This window comes from Pseudomonas fluorescens (genome assembly GCF_902497775.2).
In the GTDB taxonomy this organism is placed as follows: Bacteria; Pseudomonadota; Gammaproteobacteria; order Pseudomonadales; family Pseudomonadaceae; genus Aquipseudomonas; species Aquipseudomonas putida_F.
Window position 1 is genome coordinate 3,584,811 of record NZ_OZ024668.1, and the last position, 20,156, is coordinate 3,604,966.

The 20,156-nt window shown below is 62.3% G+C and carries 22 protein-coding genes; 19 read left to right on the forward strand and 3 right to left on the reverse strand.

The window, feature by feature from the left end; all coding sequences use genetic code 11:
- Positions 1–190 precede the first annotated feature (190 nt).
- A complete protein-coding gene (locus tag F8N82_RS16415) occupies positions 191–721 on the forward strand; it encodes an RNA polymerase factor sigma-70 (RefSeq protein ID WP_038996257.1) in 531 nt (176 codons plus the stop codon).
- Between the two features lie 59 nt (positions 722–780).
- Here the strand turns inward: F8N82_RS16415 and F8N82_RS16420 are convergent, their stop codons facing one another.
- Together F8N82_RS16420 and F8N82_RS16425 are read right to left on the reverse strand one after the other, a co-directional pair.
- On the reverse strand, positions 781–1,794 hold the full coding sequence (locus F8N82_RS16420; RefSeq protein ID WP_038996258.1) for a GNAT family N-acetyltransferase: 1,014 nt from the start codon (positions 1,792–1,794) through the stop codon (positions 781–783).
- 61 nt (positions 1,795–1,855) lie between these two features.
- On the reverse strand, positions 1,856–2,644 hold the full coding sequence (locus F8N82_RS16425; RefSeq protein WP_224793725.1) for a substrate-binding periplasmic protein: 789 nt from the start codon (positions 2,642–2,644) through the stop codon (positions 1,856–1,858).
- 180 nt (positions 2,645–2,824) lie between these two features.
- On the opposite strand from F8N82_RS16425, the gene F8N82_RS16430 reads away from it, so the two are divergent.
- The gene (locus F8N82_RS16430) at positions 2,825–3,376 is read left to right on the forward strand and encodes an exonuclease domain-containing protein (protein WP_038996260.1); all 552 of its coding nucleotides are present in this window, start codon (positions 2,825–2,827) and stop codon (positions 3,374–3,376) included.
- Positions 3,377–3,446: 70 nt separating this feature from the next.
- Complete coding sequence (locus F8N82_RS16435) at positions 3,447–3,731, forward strand: pyrimidine/purine nucleoside phosphorylase (RefSeq protein WP_038996262.1); 285 nt, start codon at positions 3,447–3,449, stop codon at positions 3,729–3,731.
- Between the two features lie 87 nt (positions 3,732–3,818).
- Here the strand turns inward: F8N82_RS16435 and F8N82_RS16440 are convergent, their stop codons facing one another.
- Positions 3,819–4,505, reverse strand: a complete 687-nt coding sequence (locus tag F8N82_RS16440; protein WP_038996263.1) for an alpha/beta family hydrolase — start codon at positions 4,503–4,505, stop codon at positions 3,819–3,821.
- Between the two features lie 49 nt (positions 4,506–4,554).
- Between F8N82_RS16440 and ccoN (F8N82_RS16445) the strand changes: the two genes are divergently transcribed.
- The 16 genes from ccoN (F8N82_RS16445) (at position 4,555) to F8N82_RS16520 (ending at position 20,156) form a co-directional block, all read left to right on the forward strand.
- On the forward strand, positions 4,555–5,979 hold the full coding sequence (ccoN, locus tag F8N82_RS16445; RefSeq protein ID WP_038996264.1) for a cytochrome-c oxidase, cbb3-type subunit I: 1,425 nt from the start codon (positions 4,555–4,557) through the stop codon (positions 5,977–5,979).
- Between the two features lie 10 nt (positions 5,980–5,989).
- Positions 5,990–6,598, forward strand: coding sequence for a cytochrome-c oxidase, cbb3-type subunit II (gene ccoO / locus F8N82_RS16450; RefSeq protein WP_038996265.1), 609 nt, complete (start codon positions 5,990–5,992; stop codon positions 6,596–6,598).
- Positions 6,599–6,603: 5 nt separating this feature from the next.
- Positions 6,604–6,801: a cbb3-type cytochrome oxidase subunit 3 gene (locus F8N82_RS16455; protein WP_010225988.1), complete on the forward strand. Its 198-nt coding sequence runs from the start codon at positions 6,604–6,606 to the stop codon at positions 6,799–6,801.
- Positions 6,798–7,745, forward strand: a complete 948-nt coding sequence (gene ccoP / locus F8N82_RS16460) for a cytochrome-c oxidase, cbb3-type subunit III (protein ID WP_038996266.1) — start codon at positions 6,798–6,800, stop codon at positions 7,743–7,745. The genes F8N82_RS16455 and ccoP (F8N82_RS16460) overlap by 4 nt, the downstream gene beginning before the upstream one ends.
- A gap of 487 nt (positions 7,746–8,232) precedes the next feature.
- Positions 8,233–9,675: a cytochrome-c oxidase, cbb3-type subunit I gene (gene ccoN, locus F8N82_RS16465; RefSeq protein WP_038993873.1), complete on the forward strand. Its 1,443-nt coding sequence runs from the start codon at positions 8,233–8,235 to the stop codon at positions 9,673–9,675.
- Positions 9,675–10,283, forward strand: coding sequence for a cytochrome-c oxidase, cbb3-type subunit II (gene ccoO, locus F8N82_RS16470; protein ID WP_036994387.1), 609 nt, complete (start codon positions 9,675–9,677; stop codon positions 10,281–10,283). The genes ccoN (F8N82_RS16465) and ccoO (F8N82_RS16470) overlap by 1 nt, the downstream gene beginning before the upstream one ends.
- A gap of 5 nt (positions 10,284–10,288) precedes the next feature.
- The gene (locus F8N82_RS16475; RefSeq protein WP_010225992.1) at positions 10,289–10,486 is read left to right on the forward strand and encodes a CcoQ/FixQ family Cbb3-type cytochrome c oxidase assembly chaperone; all 198 of its coding nucleotides are present in this window, start codon (positions 10,289–10,291) and stop codon (positions 10,484–10,486) included.
- Positions 10,483–11,463 carry a cytochrome-c oxidase, cbb3-type subunit III gene (gene ccoP, locus F8N82_RS16480; RefSeq protein ID WP_038996267.1) on the forward strand — a complete coding sequence of 327 codons (981 nt, stop codon included), beginning with the start codon at positions 10,483–10,485 and terminating at the stop codon, positions 11,461–11,463. The genes F8N82_RS16475 and ccoP (F8N82_RS16480) overlap by 4 nt, the downstream gene beginning before the upstream one ends.
- Positions 11,464–11,715: 252 nt before the next feature.
- Positions 11,716–13,131, forward strand: a complete 1,416-nt coding sequence (gene ccoG / locus F8N82_RS16485; protein ID WP_038996268.1) for a cytochrome c oxidase accessory protein CcoG — start codon at positions 11,716–11,718, stop codon at positions 13,129–13,131.
- 12 nt (positions 13,132–13,143) lie between these two features.
- A complete protein-coding gene (locus F8N82_RS16490; protein ID WP_038996270.1) occupies positions 13,144–13,683 on the forward strand; it encodes a FixH family protein in 540 nt (179 codons plus the stop codon).
- A gap of 97 nt (positions 13,684–13,780) precedes the next feature.
- Positions 13,781–16,234: a heavy metal translocating P-type ATPase gene (locus F8N82_RS16495; protein ID WP_038996271.1), complete on the forward strand. Its 2,454-nt coding sequence runs from the start codon at positions 13,781–13,783 to the stop codon at positions 16,232–16,234.
- 12 nt (positions 16,235–16,246) lie between these two features.
- Positions 16,247–16,459, forward strand: a complete 213-nt coding sequence (gene ccoS / locus F8N82_RS16500; protein ID WP_010225999.1) for a cbb3-type cytochrome oxidase assembly protein CcoS — start codon at positions 16,247–16,249, stop codon at positions 16,457–16,459.
- Positions 16,452–17,135: a sulfite exporter TauE/SafE family protein gene (locus tag F8N82_RS16505; RefSeq protein ID WP_038996272.1), complete on the forward strand. Its 684-nt coding sequence runs from the start codon at positions 16,452–16,454 to the stop codon at positions 17,133–17,135. Before ccoS ends, F8N82_RS16505 begins: the two co-directional genes overlap by 8 nt.
- Before the next feature lie 83 nt (positions 17,136–17,218).
- The gene (gene hemN / locus F8N82_RS16510; RefSeq protein WP_038996273.1) at positions 17,219–18,601 is read left to right on the forward strand and encodes an oxygen-independent coproporphyrinogen III oxidase; all 1,383 of its coding nucleotides are present in this window, start codon (positions 17,219–17,221) and stop codon (positions 18,599–18,601) included.
- Positions 18,602–18,817: 216 nt separating this feature from the next.
- On the forward strand, positions 18,818–19,552 hold the full coding sequence (fnrA, locus tag F8N82_RS16515; protein WP_010226003.1) for a Crp/Fnr family transcriptional regulator FnrA: 735 nt from the start codon (positions 18,818–18,820) through the stop codon (positions 19,550–19,552).
- 55 nt (positions 19,553–19,607) lie between these two features.
- A complete protein-coding gene (locus tag F8N82_RS16520) occupies positions 19,608–20,156 on the forward strand; it encodes an adenine phosphoribosyltransferase (protein ID WP_038996275.1) in 549 nt (182 codons plus the stop codon).

The following is a 20,156-nucleotide window of genomic DNA, read 5'->3' on the forward strand; positions in this document are numbered from 1 at the left end:
GCGGGGGTTGAGGCGCAAAAATGCGGAATTTGAAGCCGGTCACAAAGCGCAAGCTTAGAAGCAAAAGGCATAGAGACTTATTAACTTTCGCATTTGACAACAATTATCATTAAGAATAGCTTGTCGCACGTCGTAGGAAGCCTCCGAGTCTGGAGTGCTCCACTTCCCTCTTAGAGATAAGGTGATTTCCATGGCGGAACAACTATCCACAAGTAAGTGCGATTCACCGTTACTCCAGGCGTTTGTCGACAACCGCAGTATCCTGGTCAAGATTGCCGCGCGTATCACCGGCTGCCGCTCGCGTGCCGAGGACGTGGTCCAGGATGCGTTCTTCCGGCTCAGCTCAGCGCCGCAGATCACGTCCTCGTTCAAGGCCCAACTTAGCTACCTGTTCCAGATCGTGCGCAACCTGGCCATCGACCACTACCGCAAACAGGCCATGGAGTTGAAGTACTCCGGCAGCGAAGAGGAAGGCCTGAATGTGGTGATCCAGGGTGCTTCACCAGAAACCACGCACATCAACTTCGCGACCCTCGAACACATCGCCGATGCCTTGAACGACTTGCCGCAACGCACCCGCTACGCGTTCGAGATGTACCGCCTGCACGGCGTGCCGCAGAAAGATATCGCCAAGGAACTGGGCGTTTCGCCGACCCTGGTCAACTTCATGATTCGCGATGCCCTGGTGCATTGTCGCAAGGTCTCAAGCCAGAGAGCTTGAGAGCGGCAAGCTTCAAGCTTCAAGCGGCAAGGGTTGTGATGCCGCTTGCCGCTTGAGGGTCAGAGCAACGTGCAGCCTTCGAAAAACCGCTCCCTGCCCAGAATCATCAAGGCCGCACGCTTGTGTGGAAAATCGAATTCCTTCTCGCAATGGAAACACTGGTCGTGCATGTAGCCGATCATCTTGCCGTTGTCCGCTCGTGGCTCGGCCACCACCCGCTGCGTGCGCGGATCGTCCAGGAACAGGTAGTGCACCAGCGCTGACAGCCAGCTGGCAACCTTGTGCGGGCCGCGATGCTGTTCTTCACCCACCAGCATGTGGATGCCGCGATCATAGTCGTCCACCGCGTAGAACGGCGCGATACGGTCTTCCTTGGCCCAGTAGGCCTCGAAATAGGCGAAGGGCTGGTCATCGAAGCAACCGATCAGGGTCAGGCTGTGCGGATCGGCGTCGAGCTTGCTGAGGTAGTCGCGATGCTGTTCGAGGCTACCACCCTCCTGCCAGAAGTTGAGCACCCGCGGGTTGTTCTGCCAACGATTGAAGCGCTCCAGGTCCTGGTCGATTTCCAGGGTGCGTAACGACACCCAGGCGCCAAGCCGCGCATCGAAGCGCCGGTACACCTCGCCGCGCGGCTTGGGTGCACGCCGGGGATGGCGCTTGCCGTCAGTGAGCTGCATTTGCTGCGGGTAGACGCCTGCAAAGGGCTGGCCGAGCCAGGGTTGCGGCAACTGCCAGAACAGACTGCGCTCACACAGGTACTGGCCCTGGCTCGAGGTGGCAACCAGCAAGCCACTGTTCAAGGCCTCCTGTGGCGGTTGGTCCAGGTGCCAGGTCAGACGCTGGCAACCGGGGTCGCGGGCGAACAGCCAGTAACAGACGGCCCACAAGGCTTGCTGCCCATGCTCGTGGGCATAGTCCTCAAGTAGCACCTGCAAGGTCTCGCCACGCTGCAGGCGTACCCGCACCAACGGGCTGCCTTCAAGTACCAGGCTCAGATGACAATCGCCTTCATCGGCGCTGAGGCTGCGCCAGCGAGGCAAAGATAACGTTGGCGAAACGGAATCGAATGGCATGATCTTGGCTCACAAGGGAATGATCGGCTTACCCTGGTGAACGTTGCCTGCGCAGGTAAATTTAGTCGGCCTTGGGCGTACTGACGCTGATGCGGTAGGGCTGGAAAATTTTCAGCAACGCGCCGTTGTCTCGCAGGGACTGCAACAAACCGGCAAAGGCCGGGCCGGTGATCGGCGCACCGGGCCGCAACAGGGCGTAATGATGGTAGACCTGATCGACGCGCTCGGACGCCAGCAACTGCTCGGTGCTTTGCGGATTGCGCACCAGAAAGTCACTGAAATAGGAACGGGTGACCAGGGCCACATCGGCGCGCCCGCGCTGGACCATCAGCAAGTTGCTGTCATGGGAATAGGTCAGGGTCGCGTTGTAGGTGTCGGCCAGGTACTTGGGGTCGGGATTGAAATCGGCAAAGGCGTAGTGATAACCGCTGTACAGTGCCAGGCGCTTACCCTTGAGGTCGTTGAAGTAACTCTGATCGCGGCCGGCCTGGCGATGGGCGACGAAGACTTCGGCATCTTCCAGGCCCATGTCGACACTCTCATGGGGAATCTGCTGCCAGCCCCACTCGGGGTTCTCGAAGATCGCCATGTCGGTGCGACCCTGCTGCAAGTCGCCGAAGCGCCGCGGAATCGAGGTCGGCACCAGGACGAAGCGATAACGTTGCTGGACGTTGTTAAGCGCCTCGAGCAGTTGCGGCAGCAAGCCGGTATCGGCGCCTTGCTCCGGGCGCACGGTATAAGGCGGGAAGTGTGCGGCCCCGACTTTGACCTCGATTTCTGCTGCCGCCCAGGCCGATGGGGCCAGACACATCGCGGCAAGCGTTAACAGCAAGGGCACCGTCTGGGGCATGGGCGCTGAACTCAAAGCAACACACTCTTTGCGGGTTTGAACCGGAATCCGCCTAAGCTAGGCGTTTTCAAGGCGTTGCACAACTGTCGGTTGCGCCAAGCGCAGCAGGCAAAACGCCAGGGATACCCGGCTCGCCCGAGTTTGGCTACGCTCTTATGCAGTCTTGGATGGGAGCCTACTATGGGCCATTGGCTGGTGATCGACCTTGAAGCAACCACAGACGATGGTGGCTGGCCGGTCACGGATATGGAAATCATCGAAATCGGCGCGACGCTGGTTGACCGCAAGGGCCGCGAAGTCGGCCATTTTCAGCGCTTCGTGCGCCCCAGGCGGCGGCCGCAACTGACCCCGTTCTGCCGCGAGCTGACACACATCAGTCAGGCCAATGTCGATACGGCAGCGACCTTCGCCCAGGTGTGGGCGCAGTTCGAGCGCTGGCTCGGGCATCATGCCGGGCATCTGGAGGGCTGGGTCAGCTGGGGCGACTACGACCGCAAACAACTGTTGCAGGAATGGCAGCAGTACCAGGTCCACAGTTTGCTTGCCGAGTTGCCGCACATCAACCTCAAGCAACGCTTCGCCAAAGCCCGCCAGCTGCAGCGCCCGCTGGGCCTCAATGGCGCACTGCAACTGGCCGGCCTGCAGTTCAGCGGGCAGCAGCACCGGGCTCTGGAAGACGCCCGCAACACCGCCCGCCTGCTGCCCCTGGCGCTGCCGGCCTATGGCACCTGAAAGCGGATGACGGCGCTCCGGGCCTTGGGCATACTGGCCTGCCTTTTTAGCCCCTGTTCAGGAGTCGCCCATGTTTAAAGTCAACGAGTACTTTGATGGCACGGTCAAGTCGATCGCCTTCGGCACCGCTGAAGGTCCGGCCACGGTTGGCGTGATGGCCCCGGGCGAATACGAGTTCGGCACTGCCCAGCGCGAAATCATGCACGTGGTGTCCGGTGCGTTGACCGTCAAGCTGCCTGACAGCGACAACTGGGAAACCTTCACCGCCGGCAGCCAGTTCAATGTCCCGGCCAACAGCAAGTTCCAGCTCAAGGTAGCGGTTGATACTGCCTACCTGTGCGAGTATCGCGGCTAAGCAGCCACAAGCATCGCGACTGTAGGAGCGGGCTGCCCCGCGATTAGGGGGGTATGGCCACTCTCTGATCGCGGGGCAAGCCCGCTCCTACAAAAACCCTATGATCCTCTGCGCCGCCGTCGCCAGATGATCGCCATGGCTGAACCCCGAAGCCTTCAGCGGCTTCAAGTCATGATCGCCCGCCTGCAGCCAGCACAGCTCGATCGCTGAAGACAGCTGATAAGCTTCCACCGTCTGCCGATTGCCCAAGGCATCGCGCTCACCCTGAATGATCAGGGTTGGTGTCTTCAACTCGGCCAGATGCGCCACCCGTGGTTTTTCCGGTTTGCCCGCAGCATAGAAGGGATAGCCCAGGCACACCAATGCATCGGCGCCCAATTCGTCGACCAGAAGGCTGGCCATGCGCCCGCCCATGGACTTGCCGCCAATGGCCAACGGCCCAGTGACCAATGGTCGCACCTGCGCATACACCTCACGCCAGCATTCGAGCAATTTGGCCTGGGGATTTGGCGGCCTTTTGCCACCATCTACGCGGCGCTGGGCCATGTAGGGAAACTCGAAGCGCAGCACCCCCAGCCCTTGTTCCGCCAGCCTTTGCGCCATTTCTTCCATGAACCCGCTGTCCATCGGCGCACCCGCGCCGTGGGCCAGGATCAGGCACCCCAAATGCTGGCCATCCCCCTGATTTTGCGGGGCATTCCACAGCCAGCCACGGCTTTTGACCAGCCGCGCCCATTGATCCCCGTCAATACCGGCCAGTTGCCCATTACTCATGCTTGCCTCGCTGTTTAGTCTGCCTATAACCGTGGATGGGAACCCATACATGAACACAACCAGCAGTACCGCCTACAACTACAAGGTGGTCCGCCAATTCGCCATTATGACGGTGGTGTGGGGAATCGTCGGGATGGGGCTCGGCGTTTTTCTCGCCGCACAACTCGTCTGGCCTTCGCTCAACTTCGACCTCCCCTGGACCAGCTTCGGCCGCCTGCGACCCTTGCACACCAACGCGGTGATCTTCGCCTTCGGTGGTTGCGCACTGTTCGCCGCTTCCTACTATTCGGTCCAGCGCACCTGCCAGACCACCCTGTTCTCGCCACGCCTGGCAGCTTTCACCTTCTGGGCCTGGCAATTGGTGATCCTGCTGGCTGCCATCAGCCTGCCGCTGGGTTATACCAGTTCCAAGGAATACGCCGAACTGGAATGGCCGATCGACATTCTGATCACCATTGTCTGGGTGGCCTATGCCGTGGTGTTCTTCGGCACGCTGATGAAGCGCACCACCAAGCACATTTATGTGGGTAACTGGTTCTTCGGTGCGTTCATCATCACCGTGGCGATCCTGCATATCGTCAACAACCTGGAAATCCCGGTCAGCCTGACCAAGTCCTACTCGCTGTACGGTGGCGCCACCGACGCCATGGTCCAGTGGTGGTACGGCCACAACGCCGTAGGCTTCTTCCTGACCGCAGGCTTCCTCGGCATGATGTACTACTTCGTGCCGAAACAGGCCGAGCGTCCGGTGTATTCCTATCGCCTGTCGATTGTGCACTTCTGGGCACTGATCACCCTGTACATCTGGGCAGGCCCGCACCACCTGCACTACACCGCCCTGCCCGACTGGGCGCAGTCGCTGGGCATGATCATGTCGCTGATCCTCCTGGCGCCAAGCTGGGGCGGCATGATCAACGGCATGATGACCCTCTCGGGCGCCTGGCATAAGCTGCGCAGCGACCCGATCCTGCGTTTCCTCGTGGTCTCGCTGGCGTTCTACGGCATGTCGACCTTCGAAGGCCCGATGATGGCAATCAAGACCGTCAACGCCCTGTCGCACTACACCGACTGGACCATCGGCCACGTTCACGCCGGCGCACTTGGCTGGGTCGCGATGATCTCGATCGGCGCCCTGTACCACATGATCCCGAAAGTGTTTGGCCGCGAGCAGATGTACAGCCTCGGCCTGATCAACGCGCACTTCTGGCTGGCGACCATCGGCACCGTGCTCTACATCGCCTCGATGTGGGTCAACGGCATTGCCCAGGGCCTGATGTGGCGCGCAGTCAACGAAGACGGCACGCTGACCTACTCCTTCGTCGAAACCCTGGTGGCCAGCCACCCAGGCTTCATCGTGCGCTTCGTCGGCGGGGCGATCTTCCTCACCGGCATGTTGCTGATGGCCTACAACACCTGGCGCACCGTGCGTGCTCCGGTGGCCGCGACCGCCCCTGCCGCCGCGCAGCTGGCCTGAGGAGACCCTGATGAAACACGAAGTAATCGAGAAGAACGTCTTCCTGCTGGTGCTGTTGATGGTGTTTGCCGTCAGCATCGGCGGCCTGACCCAGATCGTGCCGCTGTTCTTCCAGGACGTCACCAACAAGCCGGTGGAAGGCATGAAGCCCTACACCGCGCTGCAACTGGAAGGCCGCGACATCTACATCCGCGAAGGCTGCGTGCAGTGCCACTCGCAGATGATCCGTCCGTTCCGCGCCGAGACCGAGCGCTACGGCCACTACTCGGTGGCCGGTGAAAGCGTCTGGGACCACCCGTTCCTCTGGGGCTCCAAGCGTACCGGTCCGGACCTGGCCCGCGTCGGTGGCCGCTACTCCGATGACTGGCACCGTGCGCACCTGTACAACCCGCGCAACGTCGTGCCCGAGTCGAAGATGCCGGCCTACCCATGGCTGGTCGCCAACCCGGTCGACAGCAGCCACACCGAGACCAAGCTGAGCACCATGCGCACCCTCGGCGTGCCGTACACCGATGCCGACATCAGCGGCGCGGTGGAGTCGCTCAAGGGCAAGACCGAAATGGACGCGCTGGTCGCCTACCTGCAGGTGCTTGGCACCGCGATCAAGAACAAGAGGTAAGCGCCATGGACTTCACACTGGATATCGGCCAACTGCGAGGCCTGGGCACCCTGCTGGTGGCCATCGCCTTCATCGGCCTGTCGCTGTGGGTGTTCAACGGCCGGCGTGACCGTGAATTCGCCGAAGCCAGCCTGCTGCCGTTCGCCGACGACCGCCTGGCACCTGCCGCCAACGAACCCGAACCGAGGAGTAACGGGCAATGACCACCTTCTGGAGTACGTACATCTGCGTACTGACCATCGGTAGCCTGATCGGCCTGACCTGGCTGCTGCTGGGCACCCGCAAGGGCGAAACCAAAGGCACCACCGACCAGACCATGGGCCACAGCTTCGACGGCATCGAGGAGTACGACAACCCGCTGCCCAAGTGGTGGTTCTGGCTGTTCGTCGGCACCCTGGTGTTTTCGGTCGGCTACCTGATCCTCTACCCGGGCCTGGGCAACTGGAAAGGCATCCTGCCGGGCTATGAAGACGGCTGGACCCAGACCAACGAATGGCAAAAGGAAATGAACAAGGCCGACGCCAAGTTCGGACCGATCTTCGCCAAGTTCGCCGCCATGCCGGTGGAAGAAGTGGCCAAGGACCCGCAAGCGCTGAAAATGGGTGGCCGTCTGTTCGCCTCCAACTGCGCCGTCTGCCACGGTTCCGACGCCAAGGGTGCCTATGGCTTCCCTAACCTCACCGACAAGGACTGGCGCTGGGGCGGCGAGCCGGAAACCATCAAGGCATCGATCATGGGCGGTCGTCACGGGGTGATGCCGGCCTGGGCCGACGTGATTGGTGAACAAGGCGTTGCCGACGTTGCCGCCTACGTGCTGACCGGCCTCAATGGCCGCACCCTGCCTCAGGAAGCGAAGGCCGACCCAGTCAATGGCGAGAAACTCTTCGCCACCACCTGTGTGGCCTGCCACGGCCCTGCAGGCAAGGGTACCCCGGCCATGGGCGCTCCGGACCTGACCCACCCGACCGCGTTCATCTACGGTTCGAGCTTCGCCCAACTGCAGCAGACCATCCGTTACGGCCGTCAGGGCCAGATGCCTGCCCAGGAAGCGATCCAGGGCAACGACAAAGTCCACCTGCTGGCCGCCTATGTCTACAGCCTGTCCCAGGACGAACCTGCACAAGGTGAAACCCTGTCTGCCAAGTAAAACGATTGAGTAACTGAGCCTTGACTCAAACCGCCGCATCGGCACCCGATGCGGCGGTTCCCTTCGCCCCTTGCGACCAAGTGTCGCACCCTGCCCTACCCCCGCCTTGCACCCCCCTCGATCACAACTAAGCTTGTTGCCACAGCGACTGAAACAGCCGGTGTGTTTGCACCTTTTTGGGGCATTTTTCGCCAGCGGTTCTGCGCAAAGGCTGATGGGGCCGACCTAAGCGCCTGCAAGCGAGTGATGAACGGCACTGAGCAAGCACGCATCGGAAGTCTTTGCCTTAGACGAAAAATCAATTTTTGGTACACATATCAAATAATTAATTGTGTACAATTTGCCCGCCACAAAGGCTCGAAACCGCCGTGGAACAGGCTTTGGCAAGGATCGGCGCGGGCGCCATCGCGTTGCAATAACCACACGGTTTATACATACTTGCGCCGATTTTTACCCTATAAAAACACCCAAACCGTGGAACCTTAGAATGAGCACAGCAATCAGTCCGACTGCTTATAACTATAAGGTCGTCCGCCAGTTCGCCATCATGACGGTGGTCTGGGGGATCCTTGGCATGGGGCTTGGTGTCTTCATCGCCTCGCAACTGGTCTGGCCCCAGCTGAACCTGGACCTGCCATGGACGAGCTTCGGACGCCTCCGCCCGCTGCACACCAACCTGGTGATCTTCGCCTTCGGTGGTTGTGCACTGTTTGCCACTTCCTACTATGTCGTGCAGCGAACCTGCCAGACGCGACTGATTTCCGACAGCCTCGCGGCCTTCACCTTCTGGGGTTGGCAAGCGGTGATCGTCGGTGCGCTCATTACCTTGCCGCTGGGCTACACCACGACCAAGGAATACGCCGAGCTGGAATGGCCGATCGCCATTTTGCTGGCGATCGTCTGGGTCACCTACGGTGTGGTGTTCTTCGGCACCATCGTCAAGCGCAAGACCAAGCACATCTATGTGGGTAACTGGTTCTACGGTGCCTTCATCGTGGTGACCGCGATGCTGCACATCGTCAACCACGCCTCGTTGCCGGTCAGCCTGTTCAAGTCCTACTCGGCGTATTCGGGTGCCACCGATGCGATGATCCAGTGGTGGTACGGCCACAACGCCGTAGGCTTCTTCCTGACCACCGGCTTCCTCGGCATGATGTACTACTTCGTGCCGAAACAGGCCGAGCGCCCGATCTACTCCTATCGCCTGTCGATCGTGCACTTCTGGGCACTGATCACCCTGTACATCTGGGCAGGCCCGCACCACCTGCACTACACCGCCCTGCCGGATTGGGCACAGTCGCTGGGCATGGCCATGTCGATCATCCTCCTGGCGCCAAGCTGGGGCGGCATGATCAACGGCATGATGACCCTCTCGGGCGCCTGGCATAAGCTGCGCACCGACCCGATCCTGCGTTTCCTCGTGGTCTCGCTGGCGTTCTACGGCATGTCGACCTTCGAAGGTCCGATGATGGCGATCAAGACCGTCAACTCGCTGTCGCACTACACCGACTGGACCGTCGGCCACGTCCACGCCGGCGCGCTTGGCTGGGTAGCGATGATCTCGATCGGCGCCCTGTACCACATGATTCCGAAGGTCTACGGCCGCGAGCAGATGCACAGCACCGGCCTGATCAACGCGCACTTCTGGCTGGCGACCATCGGTACCGTGCTGTACATCTCTTCGATGTGGGTCAACGGCATCACTCAAGGCCTGATGTGGCGTGCAATCAACGACGACGGCACCCTCACCTACTCCTTCGTCGAAGCCCTGCAAGCCAGCCACCCGGGCTTTATCGTCCGTGCCCTGGGCGGTGCGTTCTTCGCCTCCGGCATGCTGCTGATGGCGTACAACGTTTTCCGTACTGTCCGCGCCTCGAAGCCGGCCGAAGCTGAAGCCGCCGCTCAGATCGCTGTAGTTGGAGCTCACTGATGAAGCACGAAGTAGTCGAGAAGAATATCGGCCTGCTGGCCTTCTTCATGGTCATCGCCGTGAGTATCGGCGGCCTGACCCAGATCGTCCCGCTGTTCTTCCAGGACGTTACCAACAAGCCGGTCGAGGGCATGAAGCCGCGGACCGCGCTGGAGCTCGAAGGCCGCGACATCTACATCCGCGAAGGCTGCGTGCAGTGCCACTCGCAGATGATCCGTCCGTTCCGCGCCGAGACCGAACGCTACGGCCACTACTCGGTCGCTGGTGAAAGCGTCTGGGACCACCCGTTCCTCTGGGGTTCCAAGCGTACCGGCCCGGACCTGGCCCGCGTCGGCGGTCGTTACTCCGACGACTGGCACCGTGCTCACCTGTACAACCCGCGCAACGTCGTGCCCGAGTCGAAGATGCCGGCCTACCCATGGCTGGTGGAGAACAAGCTCGATGGCAAGGACACGGTGAAGAAGATGGAAGTCCTGCGCACCCTCGGCACGCCGTACACCGATGAAGACATCGCCGGTGCCCGCGACGCGGTCAAGGGCAAGACTGAAATGGACGCCCTGGTTGCCTACCTGCAAGGCCTGGGCACCATCATCAAAAGCAAACGGTGACATTGATGGATATCGGGATGATTCGTGGCCTGGGCACCGTCGTGGTGATGGTGGCCTTTATCGGCCTGGCGTTGTGGGTGTTCAGTTCTCGGCGCAAGTCCGAGTTCGACGAAGCGACCATGCTGCCCTTCGCGGATGATCCCGAAGCCAGCAAGCACGTCGAGCAAGCGCAAGCGAAAGCGTCTAGGAGTAACAACGAATGACTACCTTCTGGAGTCTGTACGTCACCGTTTTGAGTCTGGGTACCATCTTCGCCCTGACCTGGCTGCTGCTGTCCACCCGCAAGGGCCAGCGCAGCGAAACCACCGAAGAAACCGTGGGCCACGCCTACGACGGCATCGAGGAGTATGACAACCCGCTGCCAAAATGGTGGTTCATGCTGTTCGTCGGCACCATCGTTTTCGCCCTGGGCTACCTGGTGCTGTACCCGGGCCTGGGTAACTGGAAAGGCCTGCTGCCGGGCTACCAGTACCTGGACAACGACAACAAGACCGCATTTGCCAACGGCCAGGCCGGCTGGACCGGCGTACACGAGTGGGAGAAGGAAATGGCCCGCTCGGACGCCAAGTTCGGGCCGATCTTCGCCAAATTCGCGTCGATGCCTATTGAAGAAGTTGCCAAAGACCCGCAAGCGCTGAAGATGGGCGGCCGTCTGTTCGCCTCCAACTGTGCGGTGTGCCATGGCTCCGACGCCAAGGGCTCCTACGGCTTCCCCAACCTCACCGACAACGACTGGCGTTGGGGCGGCGAGCCGGAAACCATCAAGACCACCATCATGGGCGGTCGTCACGGGGTGATGCCGGCCTGGGCCGAAGTCATCGGCGAACAAGGTGTTGCCGACGTTGCCGCCTACGTGCTGACCAACCTCGATGGTCGTTCCCTGCCCAAGGACGCCAAAGCGGACCCTGCCAACGGCCAGAAGCTGTTTGCCACCAACTGCGTGGCCTGCCACGGCCCTGAAGGCAAGGGCACCCCGGCCATGGGCGCGCCTGACCTGACCCACCCGACCGCGTTCATCTACGGTTCGAGCTTCGCCCAACTGCAGCAGACCATCCGTTACGGCCGTCAGGGCCAGATGCCTGCCCAGGAAGCGATCCAGGGCAACGACAAGGTCCACTTGCTGGCGGCCTATGTCTACAGCCTGTCGCACCAGCCTGAGAAAACCGCTGAAGCGAAGTAATTCGCCCAGCTGGCAAAAGCCCCGGCAGTAAAACTGCCGGGGCTTTTTTATAGACCCCCGCCCCTAGCCATGACCTGCGTCAATTGACACAGGCCAATACACTATTACCTGCAATTCCCCAACGCGGCCAAAGGTCGCACCCCTCCCCCCTACTCGCAACACAGGCGTATCATGCGCCCTAGAGCAGCAAGCTTCCGACTGCGGCCGGCATGTACTGGTCGCGGCACTTCACCACTGCCGTGGGACTCAATGATGAGCAAGCAGATTCCGGTACATGACGTCACCCCGCCTGCCAGTAAAGACAACAGCAGCGTCGATCTCTATGCCTCGCGAGAAAAGATCTACACCCGCGCCTTCACCGGCGTGTTCCGCAACCTGCGCATGCTCGGCGGCGCCTTCCTGTTCCTGCTGTACTTCGGTACGGTGTGGCTGAACTGGGGTGGCCACCAGGCCGTCTGGTGGAACCTGCCGGAGCGCAAGTTCTACATTTTCGGCACCACCATCTGGCCCCAGGATTTCATCCTGCTCTCAGGCCTGTTGATCGTCGCCGCCTTCGGCCTGTTCTTCATCACCGTCTACGCTGGCCGTGTCTGGTGCGGTTATACCTGCCCGCAAAGCGTGTGGACCTGGATCTTCATGTGGTGCGAAAAAGTCACCGAAGGCGACCGCAACCAGCGCATGAAACTCGACAGGGCGCCGATGAGCGGCAACAAGTTCCTGCGCAAGCTGGCCAAGCACAGCCTGTGGCTGAGCATCGGCTTTGTCACCGGCATGACCTTCGTCGGCTACTTCTCGCCGATCCGCGAGCTGGTCATCGAGTTCTTCACCGGCCAGGCCGACGGCTGGGCCTACTTCTGGGTCGGTTTCTTCACCCTGGCCACCTATGGCAACGCCGGCTGGCTGCGTGAGCAGGTGTGCGTGTACATGTGCCCGTATGCGCGCTTCCAGAGCGTGATGTTCGACAAGGACACCCTGATCGTCTCCTACGACCCGCGCCGCGGCGAAACCCGCGGCCCGCGCAAGAAAGACCTCGACTACAAAGCCAAGGGCCTGGGCGACTGCATCGATTGCACCATGTGCGTACAGGTGTGCCCGACCGGCATCGACATCCGTGACGGCCTGCAGATCGAATGTATCGGCTGCGCCGCCTGCATCGATGCCTGCGACACCATCATGGACAAGATGAACTACCCCAAAGGCCTGATCAGCTACACCACCGAGCACAACCTGTCGGGACAGAAGACCCACATGGTGCGTCCGCGCCTGATCGGCTATGCCGTGGTGTTGCTGGCGATGATCGGCCTGCTGGCCAGCGCCTTCGTCATGCGTTCACTGGTCGGTTTCGACGTCAGCAAGGACCGTGTGCTGTACCGCGAGAACGCCCAGGGGCGGATCGAGAACGTCTACAGCCTGAAGGTCATGAACAAGGATCAGCGCGACCACGTCTACGTGCTCGAAGCGGGTGGCCTGCCAGACCTCAAGCTTGAGGGTGCACGGGAAATCCGCGTCGCCGCCGGCGATATCGTCAGCCTGCCAGTGCAATTGTCGATGGCTCCGGAGCAACTGCCGTCGACCACCAACGAAGTCATCTTCACCCTCAAGGACGCTGACGACAGCGCCACCCAGGTTGAAGCCAAGAGCCGCTTCATCGGCCCGCAAATTCGATAAGAGACTGAGCCCATGCCTTCTGCAACTGCCGCTAGCCCTTGGTACAAGCACCTCTGGCCGTGGATCATCATCGGCGTGCTGGCCACTTCGGTGACCCTGAGCCTGACCATGGTGACCATTGCGGTGAACAACCCGGACAACCTGGTCAACGACAACTACTACGAGGCTGGTAAAGGCATCAACCGCTCGCTGGACCGTGAACTGCTAGCCCAGACCCTCAACCTCAAGGCCAGCGTGCACCTGGACGAACTGACCGGCGAAGTCGACCTGCGCCTGACCGGCAACAGCATGCCGCGAACCCTGGAGCTGAACCTGATCTCGCCGACCCAGCCGGAGAAGGACCGCAAGATCGTCCTGACCCGCAGCGAGAGCGAAGCCGGGCGCTACCTGGGCCAACTCAGCGATAAGGTTGAAGGCCGGCGTTTCGTCGAGCTGCTGGGCAGCCAGGATGAGCATGTATGGCGCCTGTTCGAGGAAGAGGAAGTCGCTCACGACAAGACCCTGGTACTCGGTGACGAGGCGCTGCAAGGGGCTGAACACCTCGAGAAATGAGTCGTTGCTGATCGCGGGTCAAGCCCGCTCCCACGGCCCGCTGTGGGAGCGGGCTTGACCCGCGATGAGCCCAACACCAATCCTTGCGACTGACACCATGACCAGCCCCACGCCCTGCTACCACTGCGCCCTGCCCGTGCCTGCCGGCAGCCACTTCACCGCCGTGGTACTTGGCCAGCCACGGGCGTTCTGCTGTCCGGGCTGCCAGGCGGTGGCCGAAGCCATCGTCGCCGGCAACCTGGAAAGCTATTACCAGCACCGCAGTGAAGCCAGCGCCAACCCCGACGCCCTGCCCCAGCAACTGGTCGACGAACTGGCCTTGTATGACCGCGCCGATGTGCAAAAGCCCTTCGTGCGCCACAGTGGCGAACTGGCCGAAACCACCTTGCTGATCGAAGGTATCAGCTGCGCCGCCTGCGGCTGGCTGATCGAAAAGCACCTGCGCAACCTGCCGGCCGTGGCCGAGGCGCGACTGAACCTGTCCAACCACCGCCTGCAGGTCAGCTGGGCCGACAGCCAGTTGCCACTGTCCAAGCTGCTCGCCGAGCTGCGCCATATCGGCTACGCCGCTCACCCCTACCAGGCCGATCGCGCCGCCGAACAGCTGGCCAGCGAAAACCGCACCGCCCTGCGTCAGCTGGGCGTCGCCGGGTTGTTGTGGTTCCAGGCGATGATGGCGACCATGGCTACCTGGCCGGAATTCAACATCGACCTCAGTCCCGAGTTGCATACCATCCTGCGCTGGGTCGCGATGTTCCTCACCACGCCGATCGTGTTTTATAGCTGCGCACCGTTCTTTCGCGGCGCCGCCCGCGATTTGCGCACGCGCCACCTGACCATGGACGTCTCGGTCTCACTGGCCATCGGCCTGGCTTACGGTGCCGGGATCTGGACCGCGATCACCGGCAGCGGCGAGCTGTACTTCGACGCCGTGGGCATGTTTGCCCTGTTCCTGCTGGCCGGGCGCTATCTGGAACGCCGCGCCCGCGAGCGCACGGCCGCCGCCACCGCGCAACTGGTCAACCTCCTGCCGGCTTCGTGCCTGCGCCTGGGCTTCGCCGGGCAGAGCGAGCGGATCCTGCTCAGCGAACTGCGCCTGAAAGACTGCGTGCTGATCCAACCCGGTCATGTCATTCCTGCCGACGGGCGCATCGTCAGCGGCCAGTCGAGCATCGACGAATCGCTGCTGACCGGTGAATACCTGCCACAACCGCGCAGCGCCGGCGACGCAGTCACTGCCGGCACCCTTAACGTCGAAAGCGCACTGACCGTCGAAGTCCAGGCCCTGGGCCAGGACACCCGGCTGTCGGCCATCGTCCGCCTGCTGGAGCGGGCGCAGTCGGAAAAACCGCGCCTGGCGGAAATCGCCGACCGCGCCTCGCAATGGTTTTTGCTGTTCACCCTGATCGCCTCCGCCGCCATCGGCCTGCTCTGGTGGCAGATCGACCCGTCGCGGGCGTTCTGGATCGTCCTCGCCATGCTGGTTGCCACCTGCCCCTGCGCCCTGTCGCTGGCCACTCCAACCGCGCTGACCGCTGCCACCGGCACCCTGCACAAGCTTGGCCTGCTGCTGACCCGCGGCCACGTGCTGGAAGGCTTGAACCAGATCGACACGGTGATCTTCGACAAGACCGGCACCCTCACCGAAGGCCGCCTGACCCTGCGGGCGATTCGTCCCCTGGCGGACACCGACGCCGACCGTTGCCTGATGCTCGCCGCCGCCCTCGAGAACCGCTCCGAACACCCCATCGCCCGTGCTTTCGGCCGTGCCAGCCAGGCCGCCGATGACGTTCAGGCAATGCCTGGCCTGGGTCTGGAAGGCAAGGTTGGCGGGCAGCAGCTACGCATCGGCGAAGCGGGTTTTGTCTGCGCGCTCAGTGGCACCCGGGCACCGGCGATGCCGGACGAAGCCGGGCAATGGCTGCTGCTCGGTGACCAGCAGGGCCCGCTGGCCTGGTTCGTCCTCGACGACCGCCTGCGCAGCGACGCCGCCGACCTGCTGGCTGCCTGCCGCGCCCGTGGCTGGCAAACCCTGTTGTTGTCCGGCGACAGCTCGCCGATGGTCCAGAGCGTGGCCGCCGAACTGCAGATCGACCAGGCTATTGGCGGCCTGCGCCCAGATGACAAGCTGGAGAAACTCAAGCACCTGCAGCAGCAAGGGCGCAAGGTGCTGATGCTCGGAGACGGGGTCAATGATGTGCCGATCCTGGCGGCTGCCGACATCAGCATTGCCATGGGCTCGGCCACCGACCTGGCGAAGACCTGCGCCGACGCGGTGCTGCTGTCCAACCGTCTGGACGCCCTGGTCCAGGCCTTCAGCCTGGCCCGACGCACACGACGGATCATTATCGAGAACCTGCTGTGGGCCTCGGCGTATAATGGCGTCATGCTGCCGTTTGCCGCGCTGGGCTGGATCACGCCAATCTGGGCGGCGGTCGGCATGTCGGTCAGCTCGCTGATCGTGGTCCTCAATGCCCTGCGCCTGACCCGCGTCAGCGGCCTGCCGGCCAGCCATGCGCCAGCCACCGCCACGCATCCCGCGACGGCCTGACCAGGAGCCCCCATGCCCGCGCTTTACATCATGATCCCGGCCGCCCTGCTGATCGTCGCCATCGCCATCTACATCTTCTTCTGGGCAGTGGACAGCGGCCAGTACGACGACCTCGACGGCCCGGCCCACAGCATCCTGTTCGACGATCAGGACCCCCAGCACCAGGCGGCCATGGACGAGGCCGACGGCAAGAAACCCGACGACGGTACGCCGCCTCGTGACTGAACTTCTGCCCCTGCTCAGCTCAGCGTTGATCCTAGGCCTGCTCGGTGGTGGCCACTGCCTGGGCATGTGCGGCGGCCTGATGGGCGCGCTGACCCTGGCCATTCCCAAGGAGCAACGCAGCCGGCGTTTTCGCCTGCTGCTGGCCTACAACCTGGGACGCATCCTCAGTTACGCCCTGGCCGGCCTGTTGCTCGGCCTCGCCGGCTGGGCGGTTGCCAACAGCCCGGTGGCGACCGCCATGCGCGTATTGGCGGCCCTGCTGCTGATCAGCATGGGCCTGTACCTGGCCGGCTGGTGGAGCGGCCTGACCCGCATCGAAAGCCTGGGCCGTGGCCTGTGGCGGCATATCCAGCCCGTGGCCAACCGCCTGCTGCCGGTGTCCAGCCTGCCGCGTGCCCTGCTGCTCGGCGCCCTATGGGGCTGGCTGCCATGCGGGCTGGTGTACAGCACGCTGCTGTGGGCGGCTAGCCAGGGCAATGCCGCCGACAGCGCGCTGTTGATGCTGGCCTTCGGCCTGGGCACCTGGCCGGTGCTGCTGGCAACCGGCCTTGCCGCCGAACGCACCAGCGCCCTGCTGCGCCAGCGTGGCGTGCGCATCGCTGGTGGCGTGCTGGTCATGCTGTTCGGCCTGTGGACCCTGCCAGGGCCGCACCAGCACTGGCTGATGGGCCACTGAAGCGGCGTTGATACAAATCAACACGGGTTTGCCCCGCGCTCCCTAGACTCCGGACACTGCTGCTCTTTCTGGGGACTGCCCGCATGCTCGACGTTCTTCGTTGGGACTCCGACCTGATTCGCCGCTACGACCTGGCCGGCCCACGCTACACCTCCTACCCGACCGCGGTGCAACTGCACAGCGAAGTTGGCTCTTTCGACCTGCTGCACGCCCTGCGTGACAGCCGTCGTGCCGTTCGCCCACTGTCGATCTATGTACATGTGCCGTTCTGCGCCAACATCTGCTACTACTGCGCCTGCAACAAGGTCATCACCAAGGACCGAGGCCGCGCCGCGCCCTACCTGCAGCGCCTGGAGCAGGAAATCCAGCTGATCGCCTGCCACCTCGACCCCAAGCAGACCGTCGAGCAGTTGCACTTTGGCGGCGGCACCCCGACCTTTTTAAGCCACGTCGAACTGCGCCAGTTGATGGCCCACCTGCGCCAGCACTTCAATCTGCTGGACGACGACTCCGGTGACTACGGCATCGAGATCGACCCGCGCGAGGCCGACTGGTCGACCATGGGACTGCTTCGTGAACTGGGTTTCAACCGCGTCAGCCTCGGCGTCCAGGACCTCGATCCGGTGGTGCAGCGAGCGATCAACCGCCTGCAGAGCCTGGAGCAAACCCGGGCGATCATCGAAGCGGCGCGCACCCTGCAATTTCGCTCGATCAACCTCGACCTGATCTACGGCCTGCCCAAGCAGACGCCGGAAGGCTTCGCCCGCACCGTCGAAGAAGTGATCAAGCTGCAACCGGACCGTCTCTCGGTGTTCAACTATGCCCACCTGCCGGAGCGCTTCATGCCCCAGCGGCGCATCGACAGCAGCGAGTTGCCGGCCCCGGCAGCAAAACTGGAAATGCTCCACAACACCATCGAGCAACTGACCGCCGCCGGTTACGTGTACATCGGCATGGACCACTTCGCCCTGCCCGATGACGAGCTGGCGATCGCTCAGGAAGAATCCACCCTGCAACGCAACTTCCAGGGCTACACCACCCACGGCCATTGCGACCTGATCGGCCTCGGGGTCTCGGCGATCAGCCAGATCGGCGACCTTTACTGCCAGAACAGCAGCGACCTCAACACCTACCAGGACACCCTGTCCACGGCCCAGCTGGCCACCAGCCGCGGCCTGATCTGCAACGACGATGATCGCCTGCGCCGGGCGGTGATCCAGCAGTTGATCTGCCATTTCGAACTGGACTTCGAGACCATCGAACGGGCGTTCACCATCGATTTTCGCGGCTACTTCAAGGACCAGTGGCCTGCCCTGCAAGCCATGCACAAGGACGGGCTGATCGAGCTGAGCAACGAAAGCATCAAAGTGCTGCCTGCCGGGCGGCTGCTGGTGCGCTCGGTGTGCATGGTGTTCGACGCTTACCTGGACCTGCACAACCGCCAGCGTTTCTCTCGGGTTATCTGAATACTGAGGTTTTTTGTCGCAGGCTTTTCCCGTTTGGCCCAGTAAAACCTGGGTCAAACAGCGCTCGAAGGCTCTGCAGCGCACAGGCTGCGAGCCCCTCGGCCCGAACAGCGCAAGCGTGCATCTGCAAACGGCACAATCGTCCAAGCTGGCCGAAACACCCTAGCCTGGGTTACCCTTACGGCTTATGTGTGCTTTCCCACAAGGATTGAAGAAATGTCCGAGCCAGTCAAACTGCGCCCCCATAACCAGGCCCATTGCAAGGATTGCAGCCTGGCGCCTCTGTGCCTGCCCTTGTCGCTGAACTTGGAAGACATGGATGCACTGGATGAAATCGTCAAACGCGGGCGTCCGCTGAAAAAAGGCGAGTTTCTGTTCCGCCAGGGCGACAATTTCGGCTCGGTCTATGCGGTGCGCTCCGGCGCCCTGAAAACCTTCAGCCTGAGCGACAGTGGTGAGGAGCAGATCACCGGCTTCCACCTGCCCAGCGAGCTGGTCGGCCTGTCCGGCATGGACACCGAAGCCTACCCGGTGTCGGCCCAGGCCCAGGAAACCACGTCGGTCTGCGAAATCCCCTTCGAACGCCTGGACGAGCTGTCGGTGCAACTGCCCCAGCTGCGTCGCCAGTTGATGCGGGTGATGAGCCGCGAGATTCGCGACGATCAGCAGATGATGCTGCTGCTGTCGAAAAAGACCGCCGATGAACGCATCGCCACCTTCCTGGTCAACCTCTCGGCGCGCTTCCGTGCCCGTGGCTACTCGGCCAATCAGTTCCGCCTGAGCATGTCGCGCAACGAGATCGGCAACTACCTGGGCCTGGCGGTCGAGACCGTCTCGCGGGTGTTCACGCGCTTCCAGCAGAACGGCCTGATCCAGGCCGAAGGCAAGGAAATCCATATCCTTGACCCGATCCAACTGTGCGCCCTGGCCGGTGGTTCGCTGGAAAGCTGACCCTGCGGATAACAGGTATACTGGCGGGCAGTGGTTTTTTCAGGATACCCGCCCCATGCCTAGCGACACCTTCAACCTCAAAGCCCTGATCCGCCCGGTACCGGACTTCCCCAAGCCGGGCGTGATCTTTCGCGACATCACCCCGCTGTTCCAGTCGCCGCGCGGCCTGCGCCATGTCGCCGATGCCTTTATCGAACGCTACGTCGAAACCGACTTCAGCCATATCGGCGCCATGGATGCGCGCGGCTTTCTGATCGGCTCGATCATCGCCCACCAACTGAACAAGCCGCTGATCCTGTTTCGCAAGCAGGGCAAGCTGCCGGCCGATGTGCTCGCCGAGGGTTATCAGACCGAGTACGGCGAAGCCTTCCTCGAAGTGCACGCCGACAGCCTCTGTGAAGGCGACTCGGTGCTGATTTTCGATGACCTGATTGCCACCGGTGGCACCTTGCTGGCCGCCACCAAGCTGGTACGACGCATGGGTGCGCAGGTGCTCGAGGCGGCAGCGATCATCGACCTGCCGGAGCTGGGTGGCTCACAGCGCCTGAACGACGCTGGTGTGCCGACCTTCTGCCTGACCGAGTTCTCGCTGAGCGAGTATTGA